The 25,896-nt window shown below is 34.6% G+C and carries 22 protein-coding genes; 17 read left to right on the forward strand and 5 right to left on the reverse strand.

Features of this window, described 5'->3' with window-relative positions:
• Position 1 precedes the first annotated feature (1 nt).
• The 5 genes from AC13EX_RS17265 to AC13EX_RS17285 form a co-directional block, all read right to left on the reverse strand.
• Entirely contained in the window at positions 2-583 is a 582-nt protein-coding gene (locus AC13EX_RS17265; protein WP_482893659.1) for a DUF1572 family protein, read from the reverse strand.
• A 327-nt stretch (positions 584-910) separates the two neighbouring features.
• The gene (locus tag AC13EX_RS17270) at positions 911-2,473 is read right to left on the reverse strand and encodes a purple acid phosphatase family protein (protein WP_482893660.1); all 1,563 of its coding nucleotides are present in this window, start codon (positions 2,471-2,473) and stop codon (positions 911-913) included.
• 198 nt (positions 2,474-2,671) lie between these two features.
• A complete protein-coding gene (gene hrpB, locus AC13EX_RS17275; RefSeq protein ID WP_482893661.1) occupies positions 2,672-5,149 on the reverse strand; it encodes an ATP-dependent helicase HrpB in 2,478 nt (825 codons plus the stop codon).
• 162 nt (positions 5,150-5,311) lie between these two features.
• A complete protein-coding gene (locus AC13EX_RS17280) occupies positions 5,312-5,821 on the reverse strand; it encodes a DUF2911 domain-containing protein (protein WP_482893662.1) in 510 nt (169 codons plus the stop codon).
• A 77-nt stretch (positions 5,822-5,898) separates the two neighbouring features.
• Positions 5,899-7,044 (reverse strand): Gfo/Idh/MocA family protein, encoded by a 1,146-nt coding sequence (locus AC13EX_RS17285; RefSeq protein WP_048643159.1) that lies wholly within the window; start codon positions 7,042-7,044, stop codon positions 5,899-5,901.
• Positions 7,045-7,433: 389 nt separating this feature from the next.
• On the opposite strand from AC13EX_RS17285, the gene AC13EX_RS17290 reads away from it, so the two are divergent.
• The 17 genes from AC13EX_RS17290 to AC13EX_RS17370 all read left to right on the forward strand — a co-directional run bounded on the left by AC13EX_RS17290 (position 7,434) and on the right by AC13EX_RS17370 (position 25,577).
• Complete coding sequence (locus AC13EX_RS17290) at positions 7,434-7,910, forward strand: ArsR family transcriptional regulator (protein ID WP_482893663.1); 477 nt, start codon at positions 7,434-7,436, stop codon at positions 7,908-7,910.
• A complete protein-coding gene (locus tag AC13EX_RS17295; protein WP_482893664.1) occupies positions 7,907-8,836 on the forward strand; it encodes a glycosyltransferase family 2 protein in 930 nt (309 codons plus the stop codon). Before AC13EX_RS17290 ends, AC13EX_RS17295 begins: the two co-directional genes overlap by 4 nt.
• Position 8,837: 1 nt before the next feature.
• Positions 8,838-9,569 carry a GNAT family N-acetyltransferase gene (locus AC13EX_RS17300; protein WP_482893665.1) on the forward strand — a complete coding sequence of 244 codons (732 nt, stop codon included), beginning with the start codon at positions 8,838-8,840 and terminating at the stop codon, positions 9,567-9,569.
• 3 nt (positions 9,570-9,572) lie between these two features.
• Positions 9,573-10,565: a hypothetical protein gene (locus tag AC13EX_RS17305; protein ID WP_482893666.1), complete on the forward strand. Its 993-nt coding sequence runs from the start codon at positions 9,573-9,575 to the stop codon at positions 10,563-10,565.
• A 4-nt stretch (positions 10,566-10,569) separates the two neighbouring features.
• Positions 10,570-11,490 carry an O-fucosyltransferase family protein gene (locus AC13EX_RS17310; protein WP_482893667.1) on the forward strand — a complete coding sequence of 307 codons (921 nt, stop codon included), beginning with the start codon at positions 10,570-10,572 and terminating at the stop codon, positions 11,488-11,490.
• Between the two features lie 3 nt (positions 11,491-11,493).
• Complete coding sequence (locus tag AC13EX_RS17315) at positions 11,494-12,723, forward strand: hypothetical protein (protein ID WP_482893668.1); 1,230 nt, start codon at positions 11,494-11,496, stop codon at positions 12,721-12,723.
• Between the two features lie 22 nt (positions 12,724-12,745).
• Positions 12,746-14,539 carry an ABC transporter ATP-binding protein gene (locus AC13EX_RS17320; protein ID WP_482893669.1) on the forward strand — a complete coding sequence of 598 codons (1,794 nt, stop codon included), beginning with the start codon at positions 12,746-12,748 and terminating at the stop codon, positions 14,537-14,539.
• A 165-nt stretch (positions 14,540-14,704) separates the two neighbouring features.
• A complete protein-coding gene (locus tag AC13EX_RS17325) occupies positions 14,705-15,916 on the forward strand; it encodes a hypothetical protein (RefSeq protein WP_482893670.1) in 1,212 nt (403 codons plus the stop codon).
• The gene (locus AC13EX_RS17330) at positions 15,897-16,412 is read left to right on the forward strand and encodes an acyltransferase (RefSeq protein ID WP_482893671.1); all 516 of its coding nucleotides are present in this window, start codon (positions 15,897-15,899) and stop codon (positions 16,410-16,412) included. Before AC13EX_RS17325 ends, AC13EX_RS17330 begins: the two co-directional genes overlap by 20 nt.
• A gap of 92 nt (positions 16,413-16,504) precedes the next feature.
• Entirely contained in the window at positions 16,505-17,629 is a 1,125-nt protein-coding gene (locus AC13EX_RS17335; RefSeq protein WP_482893672.1) for a glycosyltransferase family 4 protein, read from the forward strand.
• Complete coding sequence (locus tag AC13EX_RS17340) at positions 17,626-18,705, forward strand: glycosyltransferase family 4 protein (RefSeq protein WP_482893673.1); 1,080 nt, start codon at positions 17,626-17,628, stop codon at positions 18,703-18,705. The genes AC13EX_RS17335 and AC13EX_RS17340 overlap by 4 nt, the downstream gene beginning before the upstream one ends.
• Before the next feature lie 27 nt (positions 18,706-18,732).
• Positions 18,733-19,845 carry a glycosyltransferase family 4 protein gene (locus AC13EX_RS17345; RefSeq protein ID WP_482893674.1) on the forward strand — a complete coding sequence of 371 codons (1,113 nt, stop codon included), beginning with the start codon at positions 18,733-18,735 and terminating at the stop codon, positions 19,843-19,845.
• Between the two features lie 11 nt (positions 19,846-19,856).
• Positions 19,857-21,092 (forward strand): hypothetical protein, encoded by a 1,236-nt coding sequence (locus tag AC13EX_RS17350; RefSeq protein WP_482893675.1) that lies wholly within the window; start codon positions 19,857-19,859, stop codon positions 21,090-21,092.
• Between the two features lie 26 nt (positions 21,093-21,118).
• Positions 21,119-22,192, forward strand: a complete 1,074-nt coding sequence (locus tag AC13EX_RS17355) for a glycosyltransferase family 4 protein (RefSeq protein WP_482893676.1) — start codon at positions 21,119-21,121, stop codon at positions 22,190-22,192.
• 51 nt (positions 22,193-22,243) lie between these two features.
• On the forward strand, positions 22,244-23,446 hold the full coding sequence (locus AC13EX_RS17360; protein WP_482893677.1) for a glycosyltransferase family protein: 1,203 nt from the start codon (positions 22,244-22,246) through the stop codon (positions 23,444-23,446).
• Between the two features lie 218 nt (positions 23,447-23,664).
• On the forward strand, positions 23,665-24,612 hold the full coding sequence (locus AC13EX_RS17365) for a hypothetical protein (RefSeq protein WP_482893678.1): 948 nt from the start codon (positions 23,665-23,667) through the stop codon (positions 24,610-24,612).
• Entirely contained in the window at positions 24,609-25,577 is a 969-nt protein-coding gene (locus AC13EX_RS17370) for a polysaccharide deacetylase family protein (protein ID WP_482893679.1), read from the forward strand. Before AC13EX_RS17365 ends, AC13EX_RS17370 begins: the two co-directional genes overlap by 4 nt.
• Positions 25,578-25,896: the final 319 nt, after the last annotated feature.

Below are 25,896 nucleotides of genomic sequence, written 5' to 3' on the forward strand. Positions count from 1 at the left end.
TTTATTTATTATCTCTTTTTATAAATTCATCAGAAAACTTCACATCATTTTTTGGTTGAGCAAATTTTTCTTTGTTGAATGATATGGATTCACCTTTGGGAATACTGAGGCTTCTCCAAGCACCAGTATGCAACATTTTTGCCAGATAGATCAATTGGCCAATATGTGAAGAATAATGTGCAAGTTGACGATTAACAGCTTCTATCAAGCAATGGGATTGATTTCTGATATATACCTGTTTGTTGAAATCATCTTCGGTACAATGATCCAAGGCATCGAATAGGGTATCCCAACCAATTTTCCAGGCCTTCATTATTTCTGTTCTGGATTTAAAGTCATTTCTAAATTCCCCTTCGCGGTCTCTCCAAGGTTTTTCTCCATCTGAAGTTAAAAACCCAGTCCACCTTGAAAGCATATTTCCGGACAAATGTTTGACTATAGTAGCCGCACTGTTGCAGTCCTCATTAAATTGCCAGAAAAGTTTCTCATCAGGAATTTGTTCCAAAGCTTTTTCGCCCTGACTTTTATAATAGCGGAATAGCTGAATAGTACTTTCAAGAAATTCTTGCTGTGGAGTTTTCATATCAGTTAGTTAAACGGAATTTGACAGCTTAGGTTAAACCCGAAATATGCAATAGACAATCTATTACGTGCTGAAATCGCTTTAAAATCAGTCACTTCGTTGCTGTTTTCAATTTCACCAAAGCGGTGCTATGCTAAAATATCCAAACAGTCTGATTTTCTTGCGATTGCAACACTTCCCGTAAACACGGGACAGGCTTCACCCCTGACTATTGTCAGGACGGAGAAATTATATTACATAATCCGGGTTAAAAAGGGGCCACTTTCTGATATTATTCAGGTTGTGGCCCTATTTCTTTAATTGATTAATTACCCAATTCTGGTAATTCTATTCCAATATATTACCTTTTTCATCAATGGTAACCATAGTTCTTTCTCCATTTTTTTCCAAGCGAACACTGAAAATCAATAGACCTGTATCCGTATTGGAGGCATTAACCCTTGTAATTTCATTACCAGGATATTTTGAGAGCAAGATTGTTTGAAGATTTTCCGGCAATGGGTCTTCATAAGGAATGGTGTTTGAGAATCTTCTTTCGTCTCCTGCTTCAGCTTTTCTTTCGATGAATTCATTGATTCCGTTTTCTTGTTTTACCAAATCGAAAGCATCATATAATTCACCTATAGCTGTATAGGACTCAAAACTTAGCTTATCCCCATCTACTCTAATCACCTGAAATAATTGGGTGTTTTCAGCTTTGCGATCCCTTTCTGCACCTAAGCCATCCCATCCTTTTTCACTCACACCATACATTTTTCCACCACTAACCGAAACTACATAAACAGTTCCTGTTTTATCTCTGGCATTCATTCCATCCATGACATTGTCTTCTGGTGAAACACGACCCCTCGCGTAGCTGTGGTCATGTCCTTGTAGTGCCAAATCAACTTTATATTTGTCAAAAATTGGCTTCCATGCTTTTCTTAATTCATCATTGTCCCTGCCTGCTGAGGCAGAAAACAAGGGATGGTGATAGGTTACAATGGTCCATTTTTTTGTGTTTTCTGAAAGTACTTTTTCTAACCAAGGTATTTGTTCCTTTTGCTTAACATTGCTATTAAGAGAGATGATCCGCGCGTCTTGGTAATCCATGTAATAAACAGTTTCTTCGAGACCTAGTCCTTTGGGTCCATTTTCAGGAAGTGTAAATTGAGGGCGCCATTGTAAGGAAAGCCTTCTTTCCGAATCTTCTCCATATATTTCAGGAATGTTACGGTACTCGTGGTTGCCTGGTGTAACCATGGAAGGGACCATACTATGGATAAAGCCTCCTGCTGTAAACCATTCATGCCAATCCTGTTCTCTATGGGCTCGATTGATCAGGTCACCTGCATGGATGATGAATTTTGCATCGGGTGCCTTTCTGTATCCTTCTCGTATTAACCTGGCCCATAACTCAAGAACATAGTTTTGTGCATCTCCTACATATAGGAAAGAAAAAGGCTTGTCATCGTCTCTAGAAGCAGTAGTGAACTGTATCCATTCGGTCCATGATTCACCATCTCCAACCCGGTAGCCATACATGGTGTCTGGTTTTAGGTTTTTAAATTGGACAGAATGGTAGTTGGCTTTGACCTTGGCATCTTCTACTATCAAACCATCCAACACTTCGGTTTTTGCCTCAATTGTCTTGCCATTTCTCCAGAATTTTGGTGCGCCGTCGGCGATGGCAATTTCAGCATAGCTTTTGGAAATAGAAGTATCTGTTCTCCAGGTTACATTAGCCTCAGAGGCAGGATCTGCACCGAAATTTAATACTACCCTGTCAGGGTAGTAACTGGGTTTGCTCCATTGTTCCCTAAAAGTAGGGGCTTTGTAAACCTTGTATTCCTGAGCAATAGAAGCGTTTATTATTAGGAATAAAAAGAAGGAAAAGAAAATGTGTTTCATTGTGGATGGTTTATTGGAAATAATTTTGTAAATCTAGTTAAAACAATATATAACTTCAAGTTTGATGATTATTATATTATTATCAAATGGCTAATAGAGTTAATACTGCTTTTTTATTGTTGTATGGTTGTGGGTATAAAGGTTTGTACTTTAGTTTATCAGGCGTTGATTTAAATTATTGATTAATAGTTTATTGTGTTATTTTTGTTTCCGTTTTACCCCCTTTACCGCCTCTGCTTCCCAAGGATTATCAGGCCAGTGGTGCTTGGGGTATCTTCGTTTTAGTTCTTTCCTGACTTCATGGTAGGTATTGTCCCAGAAACTTTTTAAATCTTGTGTTACTTGTACAGGTTTATAGCCGGGAGACAATAAATGAATTAACAAAGGTATATTTCCATTATTGACTTTGGGGGTTTGAGCCCATCCAAAAAGCTCCTGAAGCCGTGCTGCCAAAATAGGAGGTTCACCATCTTTACTGTATTGGATAGGTATGGATGAACCACTTGGCAATACTATTTTTTCTGGAGCCAGTCGATTTATTTCCTCCTGTTGTGAATAAGAAAAACTGTTTTTTAGAATATTAACCAATGGAAGCTTTTTTAAATCTTGCCCGGATTTAATGTCGGTTAAGTAGGGTGATAGCCAATCATTAGCAGTTTTAAGTAACTCGGAAGTACTGAAATCGGGTAATGTTTCAGGACCATTCCAGGCCCGAAGACTCATGACTCTATGCTGCAATCGTTTAAAATTCTCATCAAAGGGGAGCCATTTTTCCCCTGATTGGGCGATCATATTCAGTAGGGTTTGTAAGAGCAGCTCCTTGTCAGGATTTTGAAGGTGTTTTTTTTGTAGCACGATTTGGCCAATTTTCCACTCTTCAATGGCTTGGATTGTGGCTTCTTCCTCGTTCCAAAAGACCCTTTGTGAGGATTTTACCATTGAATTAAGATCTTTGGGGTTTAGAGGCGCGGCCATAAATATTTTGCCTACACCTGCCCTTTCATCCATTTGGGCTATTGCAATCCAAGGCTCATGGGCAAGGTCATCTTTTCTGTCCATGTCTGCAATTTTCCCATTTGCCAATTGAAATTGAACTTGATTTCCGGTTTTGGCGGAAGCGATTCTTTCTGAAAATGCCTGTGCAATTAGCATACCAGTAGCATAAGGGTCTATGGGGGTATTCTCAACTTTTTTGTGAAGAATTTGTCTATAGGCTTTCGCTACTTGTTCAATTTTTTTAAAATTAAAATTACTTGAAGAATGGGACCTAAACCTGCGAAGTCCTTCAATTCTAAGGTTAATATCCAAACTTTCTCCCTGAGGTAGGGGGTCTTTTTCCTCTAATACAGCAGCTAGGTCAGTTGCCAAGCCTTCTAGCTCTAATTCCTGACTACAGACAAGTAAATGAGCAATTCTAGGATGACATGGAAAAGCGTGCAAAGCATTACCATGTGTTGTTATTCTACCTTTTGCTATTGCCCCCAGATGTTCCAAAGTACTTATGGCCTGTGCCCAATTTCCTTGTGGGGGAGGAGTTACCCAGCTTAATTTTAATGGATCATTGATGCCCCATTTATAAAGTTCCAAAGCCAAAGAGGTAAGATCAGTTTCTAAAATCGCAGGTTGTCTGAAGGAAAGCAATCTTTCCTGACTTCCTTCTGACCAAAGCCTGAAACAGACTCCTGCGCTTACTCTCCCAGCTCTTCCTGCTCTTTGGGTAGCGGTATCTTGTGTAACAGGGATTGTGACGAGTCGGTTTAATCCGGTGCTGGGATTAAATTTACTCGTACGCATAAAACCACCATCCACTACGATCTTTATACCTTCAATAGTAAGGCTGGTTTCAGCAATAGCTGTAGCCAAAACCACTTTTCTCTTACCTTCAGGATGAGGGGATAGTGCGGCTCGTTGCTGGCTAAAGGCCAATTGTCCATATAGTTTGTAAATGGCCAATTGGGGAAATCTAAGGCTTAATATTTCGGCAGTTTTGTTTATTTCTTTCTGTCCTGGTAGGAATACCAGCAAATCTCCATCGTGGTCAGCAATGGCTTTTTTGATTGTAAGGCTAATGCTTTCAGGTAAGGTAAATAAATCATTTCCTTCTCCGTATTTAATACTCACTGGAAATGCTTTGCCCATACTTTCAACCATTGGGGCTTGTAAATTCTTTGAGAGGTCTTTGCTATCGAGGGTAGCTGACATTATCAATAACTTAAGGTCTGGCCTTAGAACTTGTTGGATTTCTCTGGAAAAGGCCAGTCCAAGATCTGTGTGGATACTACGTTCGTGAAATTCATCAAAAATGATTAAGCCTACTTCTTCAAGCGCATTGTCTTGCTGCATCATTCTGGTTAAGATCCCCTCAGTGATTACCTCAATTCGGGTTTGCTTTCCTACACAGGTATCGAACCTTACCCTGTATCCTATTCTTTCCCCAACAGGTTCTCCTAGTAGCTGGGCCATACGCTGAGCAATACTGATAGCCGCTAGTTTCCTAGGTTCAAGCATTATTATTTTTTTGCCCTCCAGCCAAGGCTCATCCATTAACTCTAATGGTGCAATAGTACTTTTACCAGCACCCGGAGGAGCGTGTAATAAGAGTATAGGGTTTAGACGGAGCTGTTTTTTTAATTGAGGGATTACCTCTAAAATGGGAAGTTGTGGTAAGGGTTTCAAGTGTAATTGCTTTTTTACAAAGGTAAATAAAACAATGGGGTCTGGAAAGGTAATTCAATGAGTGGCAGAGGGGATTAGTAATGGCGAAAAAATTGCTAGGTAATTATGATAAAAAAAGCAAAAAAAAGGGCTATTCTCTTAAAAATAGCCCTTTCGATACAATTATTTAATAGAAGCTTTAGCGCGTCCATATTCCCATTTTACCTCCAGGCCATCATCTAGAACATTATAAGTTAGATGTTCTGTTAGGCTACTGGTTTGATTGGAACTTACAGATACTCTTAAAGCATCCTTGCTTTCATCGTATTTGGTTCCCCATTGTCCCGTTTGCTTGTTGAAAATAAAAGTACTTGAATTTTCTCCTGGGATGATAAAGAAGCTGTATTTACCAGCAGGTAATTTTTTACCTTCTATTTCAATATCTTTACTGGTTTCAAAGATAGTGGCTTCATTAGCTCCTGCTCTCCAAACCTCTCCCAATGGAATAAGTCCACCAAAAATAGTACGTCCTTTAACTGCTGGACTACTATAATTAACAGTGATTTTAGCCCCATTTATGGTGCCTTCAGCTGTTTTTGCAGGACTTGCTCTTTTCTGAGCAGTGGACATAAAAACTACTGAGAGCATCAGCAAGGCAGATAGGCCAAACATTTTCATAGTTGATGATTTCATTTTTTGGTTGTGATTTAGGTTATGACTAATCGAATAACTAAATGAACGGACAAAACCGAAATTTGTTTATTGCACCATTAAATTTTCACCCAAGCTTGTTTTTTGTGACTTTCGATAATTCGTTCACAAATTAACAATTCCCTATGCCCGTCAGCAAAGGTAGGGAAAGTAGGGTTGTCAGGTTGTTTACCTTCCTTAACGGCAGCATACACCTCCTTAAACATTTGCTTAGAAGTATCGGGGAAACCCTCATTATGACCTCCTGGAAAACCTATAAGTTTTGCAGCTTCAGGGCTAAATAATGATGGATCCTTCATCAGTTGTTGGTTAGCAGTTTCTCTTTTCCCAATCCATAATTCGTTTGGTTTTTCGCTGCACCATTCAAAGTTTGCCTTTGATCCTGCAATTTCAATATTTAACCTGTTTTTTCTGCCTGCATTTACTTGACTGACAGTTACAGAACCTTTGTTTCCATTGTCAAACCTTAACATTACCGTAGCATGGTCTTCAGTATTGATCGGAACCTCAGCATAATCGGATTCATCTAGACTTTTTCCACTATAGGTCTCTATTGGCTTAAGCGGTTTCAACCTGGTTTTATGTACTGTTGAAAAGTCAGCCATTACCTCGGTAACCTTTAAACCTGTAACATATTCAGTTAAATCCAATAGATGAGAACCGATATCAGCTATAGCCCTAGAGTCTCCGGATTTATCTGGTTCTAATCTCCAATTGTAATCAGTTTGTAAAAACAACCAATCTTGTAAATAGGAACCCATAATAGAATAGACGTCCCCAAGTTCGCCGCTTTCCCTCATGGTTTTCATTTGTCTAACCATAGGGTAATACCTCAGGTTAAAATGGACAGCATTGACCAAACCTGTTTTTTTAGCAATAGCTACTAATTCCTCAGCATCTTCAATTTTGGTAGCAAGTGGCTTTTCACATACTACATGCTTACCAGCTTCCAAAGCGGCTTTTGATTGGCTATAATGCAGGAAATTTGGGGTGCAAATATGGACCACTTTGATTTCCTGATCTTTTAGCATATCCTCGAAAAGCATGGCTTTTTCTATACCTAGTTGAGCCGCCTTTTCTTTTGCAAGTTCTTCACTGACTTCACAAAGGGTAGCTACTTCAATATTCGGGTTTCTTCTTAGGGCTTCAATATGGGCAGGGCCTATAAATCCTGTTCCTACAACCGCTACTTTGATTTTTTCCATAAGGTTATTGTGTTCGATTTATTTAAAAAGATTAGCCCTAAAGATAGAAGGTACATTCGTATTTTTCAATGATTCGTAATTTTTACCTGTATTGTTTTTGCGTGTAAATGCGCAAGCCAATTGTAAATAAGTGGACAAAATGAGCTGACCTCCAATAAAATTTTAAATAAAACTTGTGAATTTGTGACTATCGAGTAATTTTGTTACTCCCAGTATGTGTGTTACGTGGCGAAGCTATGAGAGCACAATGATAGACCTTCGGTAAGTAGTAGTGATTTTGTTTTTTGCTTCTATTTATGTGTATTTTGTACCATGTTGATCTTTTCCTTTTTTAAATTTTTGATTTGCTAGACGCTCTAATTACTTCCAAAACACGGATTAAATTATTGGTGAAATTTTTTTCTAATTCTGATAATCGTGGATATTTAAGAGGTTTGGCAGAAGAATTTGGTGAATCTACCAATTCAATCAGAGTTGAACTTAATCGCCTTTCCAATGCAGGATTACTTAGTTGGAAAAATGATGGAAAAACCAAAAGTTACCAAGCCAATGAAGTGCATCCACTTTACCTAGAACTTAAAAGTATTGTAAGTAAATATTTAGGGTTTGATACATTAATAGAGCAAGTGGTTCAGGGGTTAGGTTGTGTAAATAAAGCGATAATTCAAGGGGATTATGCTGAAGGAAAGGATACAGGCACCATTGAATTAACTATAATTGCAAGTTCTATTGATTTGGATTATTTAGACTTTTTGATCCAGACAACGGAAGGGAAAATCAATAGGAAATTAAAAGTAAATATTGTAGAAAGGGAGCCCAAAGAGGGCATCTTGGGTTTGGTAGTCTACGAGAAAGAGCGAGAATGAGTCAAACAAATAAATACCTTTCTGTGGTGGTACCTGTTTTTCAATCTGAGGTAGGATTATATGAATTGATTAAGAGACTTAAGGCTGTTTTGTTTTCTATTAGCCCAGATGTTGAATTGATTTTGGTCGACGATGGTAGCACTGATGGTAGCTGGGAGTTGATTGCAAAAGCAGCTTTGGAGGAATCGTTTATTAAAGGAATACGCTTTAGTAGGAATTTTGGGCAACATCATGCCATATTTGCAGGTTTAGATATGGCTCAAGGAGAATGGGTTGTGGTAATGGATGCTGACCTACAAGATCTTCCAGAAGAAATCCCGATGATGTTAACTAAAGTGCGATATGGCTATGAGGCGGTATTGGCTAGAAGAACTGGGAGAAAAGATAGTTGGGCGAGTAAAATTTTATCAACACTTTATTACAGAGTTTTTTACCTTATGTCTGGAATCAAGCAGGATCCAAGTATTGGGAATTTCGGTGTTTACAATAGAAAAATAATAGACAGTATTTTAAAGATGAGGGAAAATAATTGGTATTTCCCCACAATGGTTCATTGGGTAGGTTTTAATCAAAGTACTTTTAACGTAAAACATGGTATTTCAACCAACAAAAGATCCAATTATTTTTTCAAATCTAAATTTCGCTTAGGACTTAATACCTTGCTAGCCTTTTCTGACAAACCCCTACGATTGACTGTAAAATTTGGTTTATTGGTAGCTTTTATTGGTTTTTTGTTTGCATTGATCACATTGATCCGTTATTTTTCAGGAGCTATTGAGGTTCCTGGTTATGCGAGTATGATCGTATCGCTTTGGATTCTTTTTGGCTGTTTACTCACGACCATAGGAATAGTTGGACTGTATGTTGGGAAAACTTTTGAGGGAGTAAAGAAACGTCCACGCTATATTATAGATCAAAAAACCTAAAATGATAAAATTCTTACCTTTTGACACATCTTTATTTGGTTACAGAGTAGGTAAACTTCAATTGGGAAGATGTCTGCCTGATTTGGATAGGGTAAATAACCAAGCCAAAAATTTTGATTTAATATATGTGATGGGTAAGCCTGGTTTGGTCAAATTGGGTGGCTGGTCTCCAATCAGTACTCGGGTTGATTTAGTAAAAAACATAATAAAATCGGATTTTATTAAAGATTCAACGCTTCATAATGAAGTTGAAATTTCAGAAATGATTATATCTGGAGAACTTTCCCAAACAGACCAAACAGACTTGAGAGAGCTTGTTTTCACAAGCGGGCAATGGTCAAGGTTTAAGCAAGATTTGCTATTAGGTAATCAGGAATATGAAAAATTGTATAGTACCTGGTGGGAAACGATTAAAGAACAAAATCATAGTGTAATTGTCGCAAGAATATCGGGTAAGTTAGTTGGCTTTATAACTTTTAAGCTACTGCGTGGTCGAGGGCATGTTGATCTTTTTGCCGTTAAAGGTAGCGAACAAGGAAGGGGAATAGGAAGGGAATTGATGTATAAAGTCTTTGTGAAACTTAATTCATTAGGTTTTGACCTAATAGGGCTTTCCACACAAAAGGCCAATAAAAGAGCCATGGAATTTTATAAAAAAATTGGATTTCAACCTATAAAGGAAACCTTGATAGCGCATTGGCGCCCCGGTTTAAAGCCACAAAATATCAATTGATCTTTGGTTTCGGATAATTATGAGGTAAGGCTTTATTCTCCAGAGCTAAGTGGAGATTGGAAAAAGGTGCTTCATGGGGCTACGAATGCCACCTTAATGCATGATAGAGATTTTTTGGCTTATCATCCTTCAGCAAAGTTTCAAGATTTTTCAGTAATATTATACAAAAACAGTTTGCCGAAAGCAGTGTTTGCTGCCCATAAGGAAGGTAGCGTGGTTTATTCGCATAAGGGCTTAAGTTATGGCGGACTAATTCACATACCTTGTTCTATCAATCAGAAGTTGGAACAGTTTAAAGTTTTGTTGAAGTTCTATGATTCATTGGGAATAGAAAGCCTTGAAATAAAAGAAACACCTTCCATTTACGAGCTGATTAAGGAGGAGTCTACAGCTTATATAATGCACCTTGCCCAAGCTAAAATTATTCAGATGGAGCTCTCTTTGGCAATTAATTTACCATTGAGGGTTACCCATAAAGGTAGGAAAGCCAATATTAAACAGGCTGAATTTGTTGGGTTGCAAATCATTGAGTCAAGCGAACCTGATCTTTTTTGGGAAGAATTGCTCTTGCCAAACCTTGCCAATAGATACAATAAGAAACCAACCCATACTAAAGAGGAAATGGGTTATTTAATGAAGTGCTTTCCTCATAATATTCGACAATTCAATGTCTACAAGGATAAAAATATTATTGCAGGAGCAACAGTATACCTCACATCTAATTGTTTACATACCCAATATTTGGCGAGTAACCAGCAAGGAAGAAAGTTACATGCACTCGACTTTTTAATTAAATACCTAAGTGAAAATTTTTCAGACCAAAGGAAGTTGTTGGACTTTGGCCATTCAAATGAAAATAACGGATTGAGTATTAATAAGTCCCTTTTTCGATGGAAAGAGAGTTTTGGGGCTAAGCCTTATGTCCATAAGCATTTACTTGTCCCAACCAATGCCTGGCATGCTTTAGATACAGTATATACCAAGCCCTCTAATTAATAGTATGCCTAAAAGGTCATTGCCATCTTTTGATAGGTTAAAGCTTCTGAAGCAAAAAAATGTAAAATATATTGTAACCTGTTACCAGAATGAATTTTTTTGTGAAAATCATCCAAAAGGAAAATGTACTCGTGGTTTCTTTTCTTTGTTTTTACAAGCTGTTTATGGAATAGGGTTTGCCAAAGAACACGGTCTGCCATTATATGTTGATTTTGGGAATGTTACTTACCCTTATTCTAAATGTGAGGTAAGTATTGAACCGAACAATTTTTGGGAAAAGCTAGTAGATCAGCCACCACTTACATCAAAGGATGTACCTGTTCCAAATAAGGAATATGAAGTTTACCCTTTACGAATTTGGAACAGAAATCACTACCGTTACTTACATCAGTTAATGCTTTCGGGTATCAAGTTTAGAAAAGAACTAAGAGCGGATATAAATGAGGTCAAAATTAGAATGGCTAAGCTAAAGACCCTTGGAGTTCATATTCGGAAAACTGATCATTTTCAAGAAGTCACTCCAGTCAAGGATAAAGTTTTTTTTCGTCAGATAGAAAAAAAAATAACGGATTATGACAGGTTATTTGTAGCCACAGATGACAGTGAAATGTTAGCAATATTAAAGGGTAAATTTCCCGATAAAATCATGGCTAATGACTGTGTTAGGTCCGTAGGATCTCAACCCATCCATCATAAAGAGGGACAAAAAGATGGATTATTACTAGCGAAGGAGGCCTTAATTGACTGCATTACGCTTTCTAACTGTGATGAACTTATTTTATCCCCTTCCAACCTTTCTTATGCTGCGTTGGTATTCAATCCGGAAGTAAACTATACAATAGTCGAAAGTCATGCTGCCAAATGGAACCGGTTAAAAACCTTATCGGCTTTTCATTTGGACAGGTTAGGGATTAGAAAATGGTAGGTAATGATTGAGATCCCAAAAATAGTTGATATTAAAAGCATTTGTCCTAAGTGTTTGAATAAGGCAAATTTTGAATCTGAAGTGTATTTTCAAGGGATACATGTGTTGGGAAAAAATGTTTGCAATGCATGTGGTACCGAATATATATCAACAATTCCTACAGGGCATTCCACCTTTTTTCCTGTTTCCTTTACCTTAGACAAAAGACACCAAAGGTTTGATAAAGAATCAGGGAGTTGGATGGCATTACCTCTCATTAGCTCGGTCTGTGAGGGATTAAGTGTTGAAGGGGTTTTTAAACGCTATAACCTAGGGGGGGAGAAAGAGTTAATTTTGATTAACTGTTTGGATGATTGCTTTGGACATGTATTTACTAAAGTTTGGAATGTTTACTTGGAGCTACAAAATCGTCAAAATAAGACGATAGCTGTATTAATTCCAGCACAATGCCTATGGCTATTGCCTTCAACAGGAATTGAAATTTGGTCTGTAAATTTAGCGTTAGGACAAATCAAACAAGGCATTAAAGGGCTTGATGAATGGATAAGGAATCAGTTTCAAAGGTTCAATAAAGTTTTACTGCATCCTACATATATTCACCTAAACCACCAGAGTTTGGATTTTAAACAAATTTTAGGTGTTGCGCCATTTGACTTAAAACAATTTACAAATTTATCTCCGCAAATTACTTTTGTATGGAGAGAGGATAGGTTTTGGTTAAGTAACCGATTCCTTTATTTCTTAAGTAAAGTTTCAAAAAAATATAAACTGGAGACCCTTTTCTCACCATTTTTCATTTGGAGGCAAGAGCAATTAATAAAGAGGGTAGTTAAATTAATCAAGCGCAACCTTCCTAGCTCTAGTTTTACCATTACAGGGAAAGGGAAGCTTGGGAATTTGCCATCAATAATTAAGGACGAAAGACATGAGTTTATAGACCTGAAAGTTGAGCATAAATGGAATCAAATTTTCAGTAAAACGCATGTTATAATTGGTGTGCATGGGTCCCATATGCTGATACCTTCTACTTTAGCAGCAGGATTTATTGAAATATTACCAAGGTATAAAATTGATCATTTGACGGAGGATATCGCACAATCACATAACAGTAGGTTAAGCCATTTCCTAGGGCGGTTTGTAGATGAATATGCCGGTGCAGGATTGATTTCCAGACATGTTGTTAGCCTGGTGAAGAAATTTGATTTTGTGAAGCGAAATATGGAATCAGTATAATGCTTAAAAGAATGAATTTTTAATGAAGACAATAAAGGCATTTATAAAAAAATATTTTTACTATTTTTCCTATTTCTATCAGGCGGTTCGAGGAAGAATTTTTATAGCATTTGGATTAAGTATGCTAGTGGCCTTAATGGATGGCTTGGGTATTACTATGTTTTTACCATTATTGGAAATGGTAGATGGTGGGAATGCTAGTGGAGACGGATTAGGCAAGCTTGAAATAGTCTTAAATGGATTGCTAAAGATAGGTATTCCAATAACAGTAACAGCAATACTTCTTTTGATGGGTTTCTTTTTTTCCCTTAAAGGAGTTATGAAATTTATTGAGCAGTACTACAGTTTGCTGTTAAGAAGGTTTTTTATTAAAAAAGCGAGGCTGTCTATCATAGATTTATTTGAAAATTACTCCTATAAAAATTTCATTAAACAAGATTCTGGAAGAATTCAAAATACGGCAACAGGTGAAATAGATAAAATTGTGATTGCCTTTAATAGTTATATGTACGTTTTGCAGTCATTCTCTATGATATTTGTATATGTAGCAATGGCCTTTAGTGTGAATGTAAGGTTTTCACTTTTTGTTATGATTGGAGGCATCCTTTCAAATTTTCTATATTCGGCCATATACAAAAAAACCAAAAGGCATTCTATGGATGTGGCAAAAGACAACCATTATTTCCAAAGCCTATTGATTCAAAAAATAGCATATTTTAAATATTTAAAAGCAAGTGGGCTTCTAGTAACCTTTGGAGATAAGCTGAGGAATCAAATCAATAGAATTGAATATCATTACAAGAAACTTGGCTTATTGTCTTCAATAATCACGGCATTAAGAGAGCCTATTATTATTATTATCATAGTCACGGTTATTCTTTTTGAAGTCAATGTTATTGGAGGAAGTATTTCAGGTATTATCTTAAGTTTATTGTTTTTTTATAGGTCACTTACCTATTTGCTGTCTTTGCAAGCTTTTTGGAATGCGGTTATGGCTAATTATGGTTCCATAGAAAACATCAGGGACTTCTCAAAGGAACTAAGGGAGGGAAAAGAAATTCAGGGAACCTATAAGGTTGATTCCATACAGAAAGGAATTACCATTGAAAAGGTGAATTTTGGATTTGGAGAAACTAAGATTTTAAAAAACATTTCATTTGAAATTAGAAAAAATCAAGTTATTGCCATTGTTGGTGATAGTGGGGCAGGAAAGTCAACCTTGATGAATATTATGGCAGGGTTATTTTTGCCGGATAGTGGTTCCATAAGAGTTGATGGAATTGATATGAATGAAATAGACCGTAATCATTTTCAAAAAATGATAGGATATATTACTCAAGAACCAGTAATTTTTGACGATACCATTTTCAATAATGTTAGTTTTTGGGATGAAGATACTATAGAAAATCGAGAAAAATGTAAACGAGCACTAAATAAGGCAGCTGTTTTGGATTTTGTGGAGACTTTGGAGAATAAAGAGGATAGTAGACTGGGTATTAATGGTGTTATGGTGAGTGGAGGTCAAAAACAAAGATTATCCATTGCTAGAGAACTTTATAAGGGAATTGATTTATTACTGATGGATGAAGCAACTTCAGCACTGGACTCTGAGACTGAGTTAGGTATTCAGGAAAATATAGAGGAATTGAGAGGTCAGGTTACCATTGTAATTATAGCTCATAGACTTTCTACAATAAAAAATGCTGACAGAATTATTTTATTGAAAAATGGTAATGTACAAGCCTCTGGAAATTTTAAAGAACTTGTGGCTAAATCAATAGACTTTAAAAAAATGGTAGCTCTTCAAGGTTTTTGAATTGAAAAGTTGTTTTATTCAAATTTAATAAAATACCAATTCTGAACTTTTCATTAAACTTAATTCAACTGTTTATCAGTTTTTTATATGAAGTGTAAACGAATATTTTCATAGTGCTAAAAATGAAAATTTGATATTGAACAATCAATTATATGATCAGATTTTATGAGAATTAACAAAGTAAAAATGATCTATCATGGTATGCATGTGGACCTTAAGCGTGATATGATATATGATAAGAGAAACTTTTTAACAATTTTAATTAAACTCCTTAAATCAATATTTTCATTAAAGCTATATAGTTTAGCTTTTTATAAGCAAAAACATTTTTTTTTCTTTAACACAAAAAATCAATTTGAAGCTTTAAAATATATATATAATGAGCTAAATATAAGTTCTATTGCTTATTATCATGGATATGACTTAAGCCTTGATTCCAATAAATATTTAAGAAAGTACCCTTTTTGGATTTCATACTTTTTCAGCTTGGTAGCCTATTTTTATGACTATCAATTAATATCGAATATTAATAAGAAATTATTTTTTCAGAATAGAAATACTTCTATTAAGTATGTTAGTTCCATTATTTTAGGGCATTATTATTTAAATAAAATTATTTTAAGCCTTTCAAATCCTAAATATTTATGGCTATCAAATGATCACTCTTATAACAATGTAGCATTTTTATTTGCTTCAAAAGAGCTACTTATACCATCAGTTTATATTCAGCATGCTTCCGTATCTCCTATATTTCCCAGTCTAAGATTTGATTATGCATTTCTTGATGGAAGGATTGCATATAATACTTATAAAAAAATAGGGATTTGTGGAACAAAAGTGTTTTTATATGGAATTCCAAAAATGGATGGGTGGATTAATAGATATACACCTGATATTCCAATTCTTAAAATATTGATCTGTGTAAATAATATTGATGATTTTCAAAAGTTTGATAAATTAATTGATTTATTGTTACAAAGAAAGTATGAAATATATTTAAGAAAACACCCTTATGTAAATTATAATTTTTTAAATGAAGATAAAGTAGAATTGCTTAATCAAAATACCTTTATGGAAACTTTGAATGGGATAGACCTTATGATAGGTGGGGATTCCAATGTTCATCTTGAAGCTGCTATTACCAATGTCCCATCCATATATTTTTCAACTTCTCATTTATGGGATTACTATGGATTTCTTAAAATGGGGCTTATATCATATGCTTCTACTGATGAAAATGAAATTGTTTCAATAATTGAAAATTATTCTGATCGAGATGACGTCTATTACAGAGCTAAGGAATTTTGTGAATCAATAGGTACAGATTATCAAAATAAATCCACAAAAAAGATAGTAAATGAGGTCAATAATTTTTAAAATAATAAAATATATAAAAGAAATTCGTAAGGATCATTATAGACAGAATATAATGAAAGTAGCAAATTCTTATATACTTCCACTAACTGTGAATGGACCATCCTTTGTTACCAAAAATACTTTTTTAGGCCAAAATGTTAATTTTAATGGGTTTAAAATTATTGGAAAAGGTAAGGTTACGATTGGTGATAATTTTCATTCTGGAGCGGAGTGTATTGTGATAACAGATAATCATAATTTCGAGGGAAAAAAAATTCCATATGACGAGACCTATATTGTTCAAGATGTAGTTATAAAAGACAATGTTTGGATAGGACATGGGGTCATTATTTTAGGTGGGACAACAATAGGTGAAGGAGCAATAGTTCAAGCTGGTTCAGTCGTTGTTAAGGATATTCCAGATTTTGGAATAGCAGGAGGTCATCCTGCAAAAGTTTTTAAATATAGAGATAAACAACACTATCAAGAACTTAAGAAAAAAAAGAAATTTCTTTAACTATCGTAATTTTATTTAAAGAATGAAAAAAATATTATGTTCAATTTTATGTTGTTTTTACTCATTTGGTTAATTTTTCTCCACTAATAACTATGAAAAAACTATTATTTACTATTTCATCTCTAGAAAATTCCGGTGGAAGTGAACGGTCTCTAATTTATCGTGTAAATTATCTCCTTGAAGAATTTGATTATGACATTACAATTGTCACTACTGACAAAGGGGCTATCTCTAGTTTTTATAAAATACATCCTAAAATAAAAGTTGTAAATATACCTGTTTTATTAAAAAAAAGCACAGTTTGGAATACAGTTAAGTCTATTTTTCACAACACCCATGTACAAGAAAAGGAATTGAAAGAGTTTATTATAAAAAATAGATTTGATATTTGTTCTTCGCTGGGATCAATGAATTTCTTGTATAAATCAAATTTGGATCATCCATTTATTAAAATTAAAGAAAGTAGATTTACATATAAAAGATTTTTACCTGATAATATTTTTAATGTTCCCAAATTAGTATGGAGATTGGTGAGATTAGCAAGTTCAATTCATGTTTTAAGGCAAATGGATTATGTGATATCGCTTACTGAGGAAGATGGAGGATTTTGGCGAATGTTTCATAAGAAGGTTCACATTATGCCTAATTTTATCAATTTTAATGGAATATCAAGTTCAAATCTTCAATCTAAAGTTGTAATTGCTGTTGGTAGGTTAGAAAAAGAAAAAGATTTCGCTTCTTTAATTAAATCCTTCCAGTTAGTATCAAAAAACCATAACAATTGGAAATTAGAAATTTATGGTGAAGGTTCATTAAGGAGTGTCCTAAATGATTTGATTATTTCTTTAAATCTTACTGAAAATGTATTCCTAAAGGGTGCTGTAAGTAATATTTTTGAAAAGTTTCAAAATTCATCCATATACGTTCATACCTCTTTTTATGAAGGTTTTGGTAATTCTATATTAGAAGCTATGGCACATGGTTTACCAATAGTAGCTTTTAAATCCGTAGGAGGGGTTAAAATATTAGTAGATGATTCAATTAATGGTTTTTTAGTAGAGAACAGAAATGTTCACCTTTTGGCAGAGAAAATAAATTTATTAATTGAAGATGTTGAATTGAGGAAAGAAATGGGGATTAATTCAAGAATTAAAGCTGATGATTATTCTGAGGAAAAAATCATGTTACAGTGGCACCAATTTTATAGTAGTATTTGAAATCTATTAAAGTTTTAAGAATCACTACTTTTCTTGATTTTGGTGGTCAGGAAAAGCAATACATTTCCTTTACTAATTCTAAAGGTAATTACAATTTTAGCTATGTGTTTGCTTCTATAGGTAAGGGTGGGTATGCGGAAAGGAATTTAAGACACAAAGGATTTGAGGTAAAGGTTTTTAATGAAAATCCTTCCTTTTTAAACTTGAAATTCACCTTTATTTTTTATAAATGGCTTAAAGAAGTAAATCCCGATTTAATACACTCTGCTGCAGGAGAAGCTAATTTTCACGGAATAATAGCTGCAAAATTGGCTGGCGTCAAATATATTGTTTCTGAAGAAATTGGATTTCCAAACCATTCTGTAAAAGCGAAATTTCTTTTTTCCTTTTTGTATAGGTTTGTTAATGTTGTAGTATGTGTATCTAAGGCAGTTAAAGAGTATTTAATTAGAATTGGTGAAATTACTGAAAGTAAAGGTTATGTAGTTTATAATCCTGTCTCAAAAGTTGGAGAAATCAATCGTATTCCCCAATCTGTTTTCACCATTGTTTCTGTTGGGCGACTTGACAGAGTTAAAAATCAATATTTGTTAATAGAAGCTTTGGCTAATCTTAAGGATATAAACCTTAAGTTGATTTTGGTGGGAGATGGTAATGATCGTCAATTTTTAGAAAGTCATATTTCTCGTTTAGGATTAAAAAGTCAAATTCAAATTACTGGTTTTGTTTCAAATCCTGAACATTATTTAGCCAAGGCAGATCTCTTTGTCCTTCCCTCTATTTCTGAAGGTTTTGGAATAGCTGTAATTGAAGCAATGCAACTAGGTATTCCTTGTCTTTGTACGAATGTTGGGGGCATTCCTGAATTTATGTTTGACGGTATAAATGGATGGTTATTTGATCCAAATAATAAAACCGAATTTCAAAACAAACTTAAATTCATTCTTAAAATGAATAAAAGATTGAGGAATGAAATTGGGGAGCGAGGTAAAGAGTCTGTTAGTGAGTGTTTTACAGAAGAGCGCTATATTGAAAATATAGAAAAGCTTTATTTAAAAATATTAAAAAAATGTTAAATATTTCCTTCCTACTTTACGATATAAATGGAGAAAATTAAAATTTTATATTGTCTTGAAACCATCGGTTGGGGAGGTGTGGAGAGTCGTAGATTTTCAATTGCTCAATCTTTAGATTTAAATAAATTTGAGATCAAAATTATCTGCACCAAGGCATTAGGGGTTTATAAAACAAAATTTAATGATCTAGGAATTGAAATTTATGAAGTAGGAGAATTTAAAAGTGCTTTTGAATTTCAAAAACTTAAGTATGTTAGAAGCATAATTAAAAAGTTTCATCCTACAATAATACATGGAGGGGTATTTGAAGGGAATACCATGGCTGTTCTGTCAAGTCTTTTCATACCAAAAATGAAAATTATTATAGAGGAAACCTCTGATCCACGTAATAGATCAAGCAAAGCACATTTTTTATTAAAGATTTATTCAATTTTAGCTGATAAGTTTATTGCCATTTCACCTTCAGTTGAAGATTATCTAATAAATAGATTGAAGGTTTCAGTTTCCAAAGTTGCATTAATCACCAATGGCGTTCCTTTTCCAAGAAAAGTTGATGCAAATGAAGTTCAAGGATTAAAGGAAGAATTAGGAATTAAAGATGGAGATTTTGTTATAGGTAGTGTAGGTAGACTTAGAGATTTTCATAAACGTTTTTCAGATATTATAAAGGCAGTAAGTTTAATGTCTTCGACCGTTAATGCCAAGATTTTAATTGTAGGAGATGGACCAGATAAAGATTTTTTGCAGGAATCAGCTGAGGGTTTGGGATTGGGGGATAATTTAATTATGGCTGGACTCCAAATGGATACAGCTCCATATTTTCAACTTATGGATGTCTTTTGTTTGGCCTCTTATATGGAAGGGTTTGGGTTGGTAGTTGTTGAAGCTATGTTTCATAAATTACCTGTAATTGGTACCAAAGTTGGCGGAATAGTCAACATTATTGATGATAAGGAAACCGGATTTTTAGTTGATCCGCAGAATCCAAAGGGAATAGCTGATTTAATTTCCATTCTTAAACAGGAAGAAGAATTAAGAGTTAGTATGGGAATTAAGGGGTTCCTAAAAGCTTCGATGTATTATTCTGTGAAAAGATATACAGACGAGGTAAAGCAACTTTACAACGAGATTTTAGTTTAAAATACCGACTTTTGTTAGATCTATTTTTTATAATTTTAATAGTTGTTTTATTGGTTAATTCCAATGATTCTTTTTCTAGAAAATATGGATTGCCATCCAAATATGCCAATCACCTTAATTATTTGTTGTTTTACCATATGTTTTTTAGTCTGTTTTATGGCTGGTACATCATTAATTTTGGAGGTGATTCACGTGGATACTGGTTATTCACAATGGAGCAGGTCAATATATTAAATCCTACTTGGATGAAGTATTTTGGAGAGGGAACAACCTTTATATTGTGGTTAACTTATTTCCCTAGTAAGATACTTGGATTATCCTATCCTACTGGGAATCTTTTATTTGGGTTTTTGGGGTTTATTGGAATCCGTTATATTTTCTTATTGGTTTATAAACACTTCCCAACAAATCATGAAATTCTTGGAGTTCCACTTTTCCCTACCGTTTTTTATATAAGTAATTTACACTTTTGGACTTCGGGAGTAGGGAAAGATGCCATTGCTTTTTGGGCGATTTCTTGGTTTTTATTTTCTATTCAGCAGTACAAGGAAAAATGGTGGCAAGCTTCTATTGCCTTCTTTTTTGTTTACATGGCTAGACCCCATATGGGGCAAGCACTTATTGGGGGTGCGGCGATTGCTATACTTATGGGGACGGATATTAAAAGAACCTACAAATTTGGTTTGGCAGCTTTGGCACTAATTGGTTCAATTTACATGAGTACATTTACTCTTGATGCGTTGAGAATGGAAGATTTTAATATATCAACCTTGGAATCCTATTCTACCCTAAAATCCGGTTTATTGAATAAAGCTTACGTAGGGTCGAGTGTTAATATTTCAGCCTATTCATGGCCATATAAGTTGTTTACCTACCTATTTAGACCCTTGTTTTTTGATGCACATAATATTGTTAGTTTTATCAGTTCTTTTGAGAACTTACTTTATTTGTGGTTAAGTCTCTTTATTTATAAAAATTGGTCTGTTGAAGCATTGAGGGATATGCCTCTATTCTTAAAAGCGGGCATGGTTACTTTTATTCCGGTGACTTTTGCCTTTATGAATGCTTTAAGCAACTTGGGAATAGCTATGCGTATGAAAAACATGCTGATGATTTATTTCTTGCTTTTTTGTTTGTATTTAATTGTTCATAAAAAATATACGCTTCATCTAAGAAGTTTGGACAGGAAAAAATTCTTTCAGAGAAGACAAGCGATTATTGATGCGAAAAAGAAAAATGTTGAATAAGATGATAAAGGCTAAGCATTTTTAAATTGAGTAAAAAGAAACTTTTATTTTTACCAAAATACCCCAGAAAAGGAGCAAGTAGTCGTCTGAGGACTTTTCAGTTTTTACCGCTGTGGGAAAAGGAAGGATATGCTGTTTCTGTTAGCCCTTTTTTTACAGAGGAATATTTGAATTCCATTTATAAGCATCAATCTCCCGGTTATTGGCATGTTTTAAAATGTTATTTCCGTAGGTTTTCTCTACTTTTTTCTGTCCAAAAGTATGATTTGATAATTATTGAGAAAGAAATCTTTCCTTATTTACCGGCATTTGCTGAATGGTTTTTATCCAAAGTGAATAGTTACTGGGTAGATTATGATGATGCTGTTTTTCATAATTATGATCAAAAAGACAATTTTATGGTAAGTCTTTTAATGCCAAAAAAAATTGATCATGTAATGAAAATGGCTAATAGAGTAATTGTTGGGAATGACTACTTAAAAAAAAGAGCAAAAGCGGCAGGAGCCAAAAAGATTGAGATCTTTCCAACAGTCATTGATCCAAAAAAGTATAAGGTTAAGGAGGATTATTCACCTAGAGATACCATTACCATAGGGTGGATAGGCTCTCCAAGTACGCTAAAATACCTGGATCCTATGGTGCCTATTTTAAACTGGATTCACGAGCATTACCCCATTAAGTTTTTATTGGTCAATGGGAAAAGTAAAATGAAATTTAAAGGTAGGATTGAATCAATTCCATGGACAGAAGATGGAGAGGTTGATGCCATTATAAAAATGGATATTGGTATCATGCCATTGCCTGATAATCCCTGGGAAAGGGGCAAATGTGCCTATAAATTAATTCAATACATGGCCTGTGGCTTACCTGTTGTTGCTTCTCCTATAGGAATGAACAAAGATGTGGTAATTCACGGAGAAAATGGGTTTTTGGCCAATTCAAAAGAAGAATGGATAAGCGCATTGGGAAAGCTAATAACTGACCCTCAGCTTAGGAAGGAGTTTGGATATAAAGGAAGGGAGAAGGTGTTAAAGGAGTTTACTATGGATGGTAATTTTTATAGGTATAAAAAATTGGTTGAACTTGAACTGGGAGATTAATCATTTTGGGGTTGGTAAAACTTCTCTACATTATCAATGTACTTTAGACCTATGAAAATTCTTTTTATATCTTGGGACTCTGATCAAACAAATTATCTTGAAAATCTTTTTTTCCCAATTTTTAAAGGTTTGCAGGATAGAATGGAATGCCAGTTTTATGTTTTGCAGTTTTCCTGGGCAGATCCTACGGAAGTGGAAAGAATTTCAATTCTCGCTCGGCAATTGACTATTGTCTATCAGCACCATCTTGTATGGAGAAAACCTCACCCAGTGATAGGAAGCTTTTTGACAACGAAAAAGGCTGTAAAAGTCATAAAAAACTTAATAGAGAAATTTGAAATTACACATTTGATGCCCCGCTCTACCATGCCGGCTATAATGGTTAATCCTCTCCTAACATGGTTGAAAAAACGAGATGTTAAATTAATTTTTGATGCAGATGGTTTTCCTTTGCAGGAAAGGATTGATTATTCGGGGTTAAATAAAAATAGCTTCCAATACAAATACCTTAAAAAGGCAGAAACTAAAATACTAAAACATTCAAATATTGTCTTAGTCCGTACTTTTTTATCTATAAATATCCACCTGAAAACCATTGGTTTACGATATAGAGATAAGTTTTTCAAAGTAAGTAATGGACGAAATGAAGACTTTTTTAAACCTGATTTAGTTTTACGTGAAAAGATAAGAAAAGAGCTTTCGATACCTTCATCAAGTATGCTGTGGTTGTATTCAGGTAGTGTTGGTCCACAGTACCTTTTAAGTGAAATGTTAAATTTGTTTGAAAACTATCACAATCAAAATAAGGATAGCAAGTTTCTCTTCCTTGTTAGAGATAAATCAGCGGTTGCCCAAGCTATACCAGATCACTTGAAATCCAGTATTGTAATTAAATCTGTTGATTTTAGTTTAATCCCAGGTTATTATGCTGCCGCTGATCTGGGTGTAAGCCTTAGAAAGACTGCAAGTAGCCTTTCTGGAATATCACCTATAAAAGTGGGTGAGTATTTGCTTTCAGGTTTACCCTTGTTACTTTCTAAAGGGATAGGGGATTTGGAAAACACAGTAGGGCATGAAGATTTTTGTTTTATGCATCCAGTGCTAGACGAAGAAAAGTTCTATAATTGGCTTGCTGAGTTGAAACACATTTCTAAAGTATCAATTCGTGAAAAAGCAGTGGCTTGTTTTGCATTAGAAAATAGCCTTAAGGAGTATGAAACAGCCATATTGGCATCTAATTCTATAGTTGATTGATAGCGGATATAGCTTTTATCGGTTTTTTATTGACAGCCATTTTCTATATAAATCTAAAATGGGCTAAATCTCATAATTATACTGCTATACAAACCAACTGTTTATTTTTTTTATGGTTTTACCACCTTTCAATTAGCCTGGTTTTTTACCAATATATTTTGGTTCATGGAGGGGATAGTTGGCGATATTGGAATATTGTTGAAAGTGGAGAAACTTCAATGGGAAATTGGTTTCATTTATTTGGCAATGGAACAGCATTTATTTATTGGTTTAATTATCCTTTTTCTCAAATAGCAGGCCTAGGGTATTTATCAGGTACAATTCTTTACGCTTCCTTATCTTACTTTGGTTTTCTACTCGCCTTTGATCTGCTTAAAAAATCATTTCCCCAATTTTCAAAAAAAACTTACGCACATCCTGCATTTCTTACCTTACTATTACCAAATGTACATTTTTGGTCTGTGGGAGTAGGAAAGGAGTCCTTTTTATGGCTGGGATTGGTTTTAGTTTTGGCCGGTAATTACAGGTTTCCCAATAAATTTTATTTAATTCTTTTAGGATTACTACTTTCTTTAATGACCAGACCTATCCAAGGATTGGCATTAAGTATTTCTGTATTGATGGTAATTCCTTTTCACGAAAAACTTAAACCTTACCGTAATAAGGTATTTCCTGTTTCAATTTTATTAATTCTTTCGATATTTGCCTACCGGTATATAAAGGGAAGTTTAATTTATGGGTTTAATCTCAAATGGATAACTGATCTGTTAGACTGGCAAAGAAATTTCCTGGCATCCTTTGGTGGGGCTAGTTCAATAAATATGAATGATTATAATTGGTATGAAAAGTTAATAACAATATTTTTCAGACCCTTTGTTTGGGAAGTTGAAGGGTTTTGGAGCCTAGCTGCAGCGATGGAAAATGCGGTTGTTTTAAGTGTTTTTTTACTAGGAGTGTGGAGCTTTTTTCAGTTAAGAGGCCAATTTAAAATCTCATTGTACCTTTGGACCGTATTGATTTATGGAATAATAATATCCCTACTATTTAGTCTTACCTTGAATAATTTAGGTATCATTATGAGAATGAAGAGTATTTACTTTCCTTTTTTTAGTATTATTGCCCTTCATTTATTTTATAAAGTAGCCAAGATAAAGGTAGAGAAATGAATCGTCCGACTTTAGTCATATCATTGGATTTTGAGTTGCATTGGGGACGCTTTGATAAGGTATCTATTCAGAATAGAGAAACTTATTACCGAACAGCAAGGGAAGTTGTTCCTAAATTACTATCCTTATTTAAACAATACGAGGTTGAGGTTACTTGGGCAACTGTAGGGATGCTAATGGCCGAAAATGTTGAAGAATGGGAACACTACAGTCCTACTTTAAGGCCTATCTATAAAAACATTAAGCTTTCCGCTTATGATTGGTTTAATGCCTCCTCCAAAAATAATAGTTGTCTGTTTGCACCTGAATTGGTTCATAATATTATTGATACCCCTGGACAAGAATTAGCTAGCCATACATTCTCTCATTATTATACTATGGAGAATGGGCATGAAGACCGGGCATTTAGAGAGGATTTGATGGCCTCCAAAAGGATTGCACAGGAGAAATTTGGTAAAAAACTTTCTTCACTGGTTTTTCCTAGGAATCAATACAATGCTGAGTCAATAAAACTTGCAGGTGCCTTGGGTTTTTCCGCATTACGTACTAACCCCAGTGATTGGTTTTGGAAAGATCCTGAAAAAGGTGAATTATTGAAAAAAATATGGAGAACTTCGGATTCAGTTCTTTCTTTGGCTAAACGTACTTCTTATCAATTTGATAATAAGGTGGTTTCAAGTCCAGTTTTAATACCAAGCTCTCGATTTTTGAGGCCTTTCAATCCAAAGTTGGCAAGGTTCAACCAGTTGAAAATTAATCGTATAAAGGATGAAATTACCACGGCTGCTAAGAATGATGAAGTATACCATATATGGTGGCATCCGCACAATCATGGTCACTATCCCGACCAAAGCTTAAATGAGGTAAAACAAATTCTGGAACATTTTTCTGCCTGCAGAGACCAATATGGCATGCAGTCCCTATCCATGAAGGGCATTGCTCATAGCTTAATTCCTTCCCAATAATTCCTTTATTATTTAGAATAACTTTGCAAGTATTAGGCAATGGATTTTCTATTAGGACATGAATCAGTTCATGTTCAAAATGAGTGATTTATTACTGTTTTAGTCTCTACTTAACGGTTAGACAGTTTTACCATAGCAGAGCTATGTCCATCTTCTAAACAAGCTGATTTTAACCCGAAATATCAATGTCGTTTAGTTAAGGAATTTTTATTATTTTTAGGAAAGAAAAGGGAGCGTAGTTTTTTTGAAAATAATCTAACAACAATCAAGTCCTTTTCCTTTTCGAAGGACTTTTTAAAACTATTAAAAAACAATATAG

It is taken from the genome of Cyclobacterium sp. L-R (genome assembly GCF_056859355.1).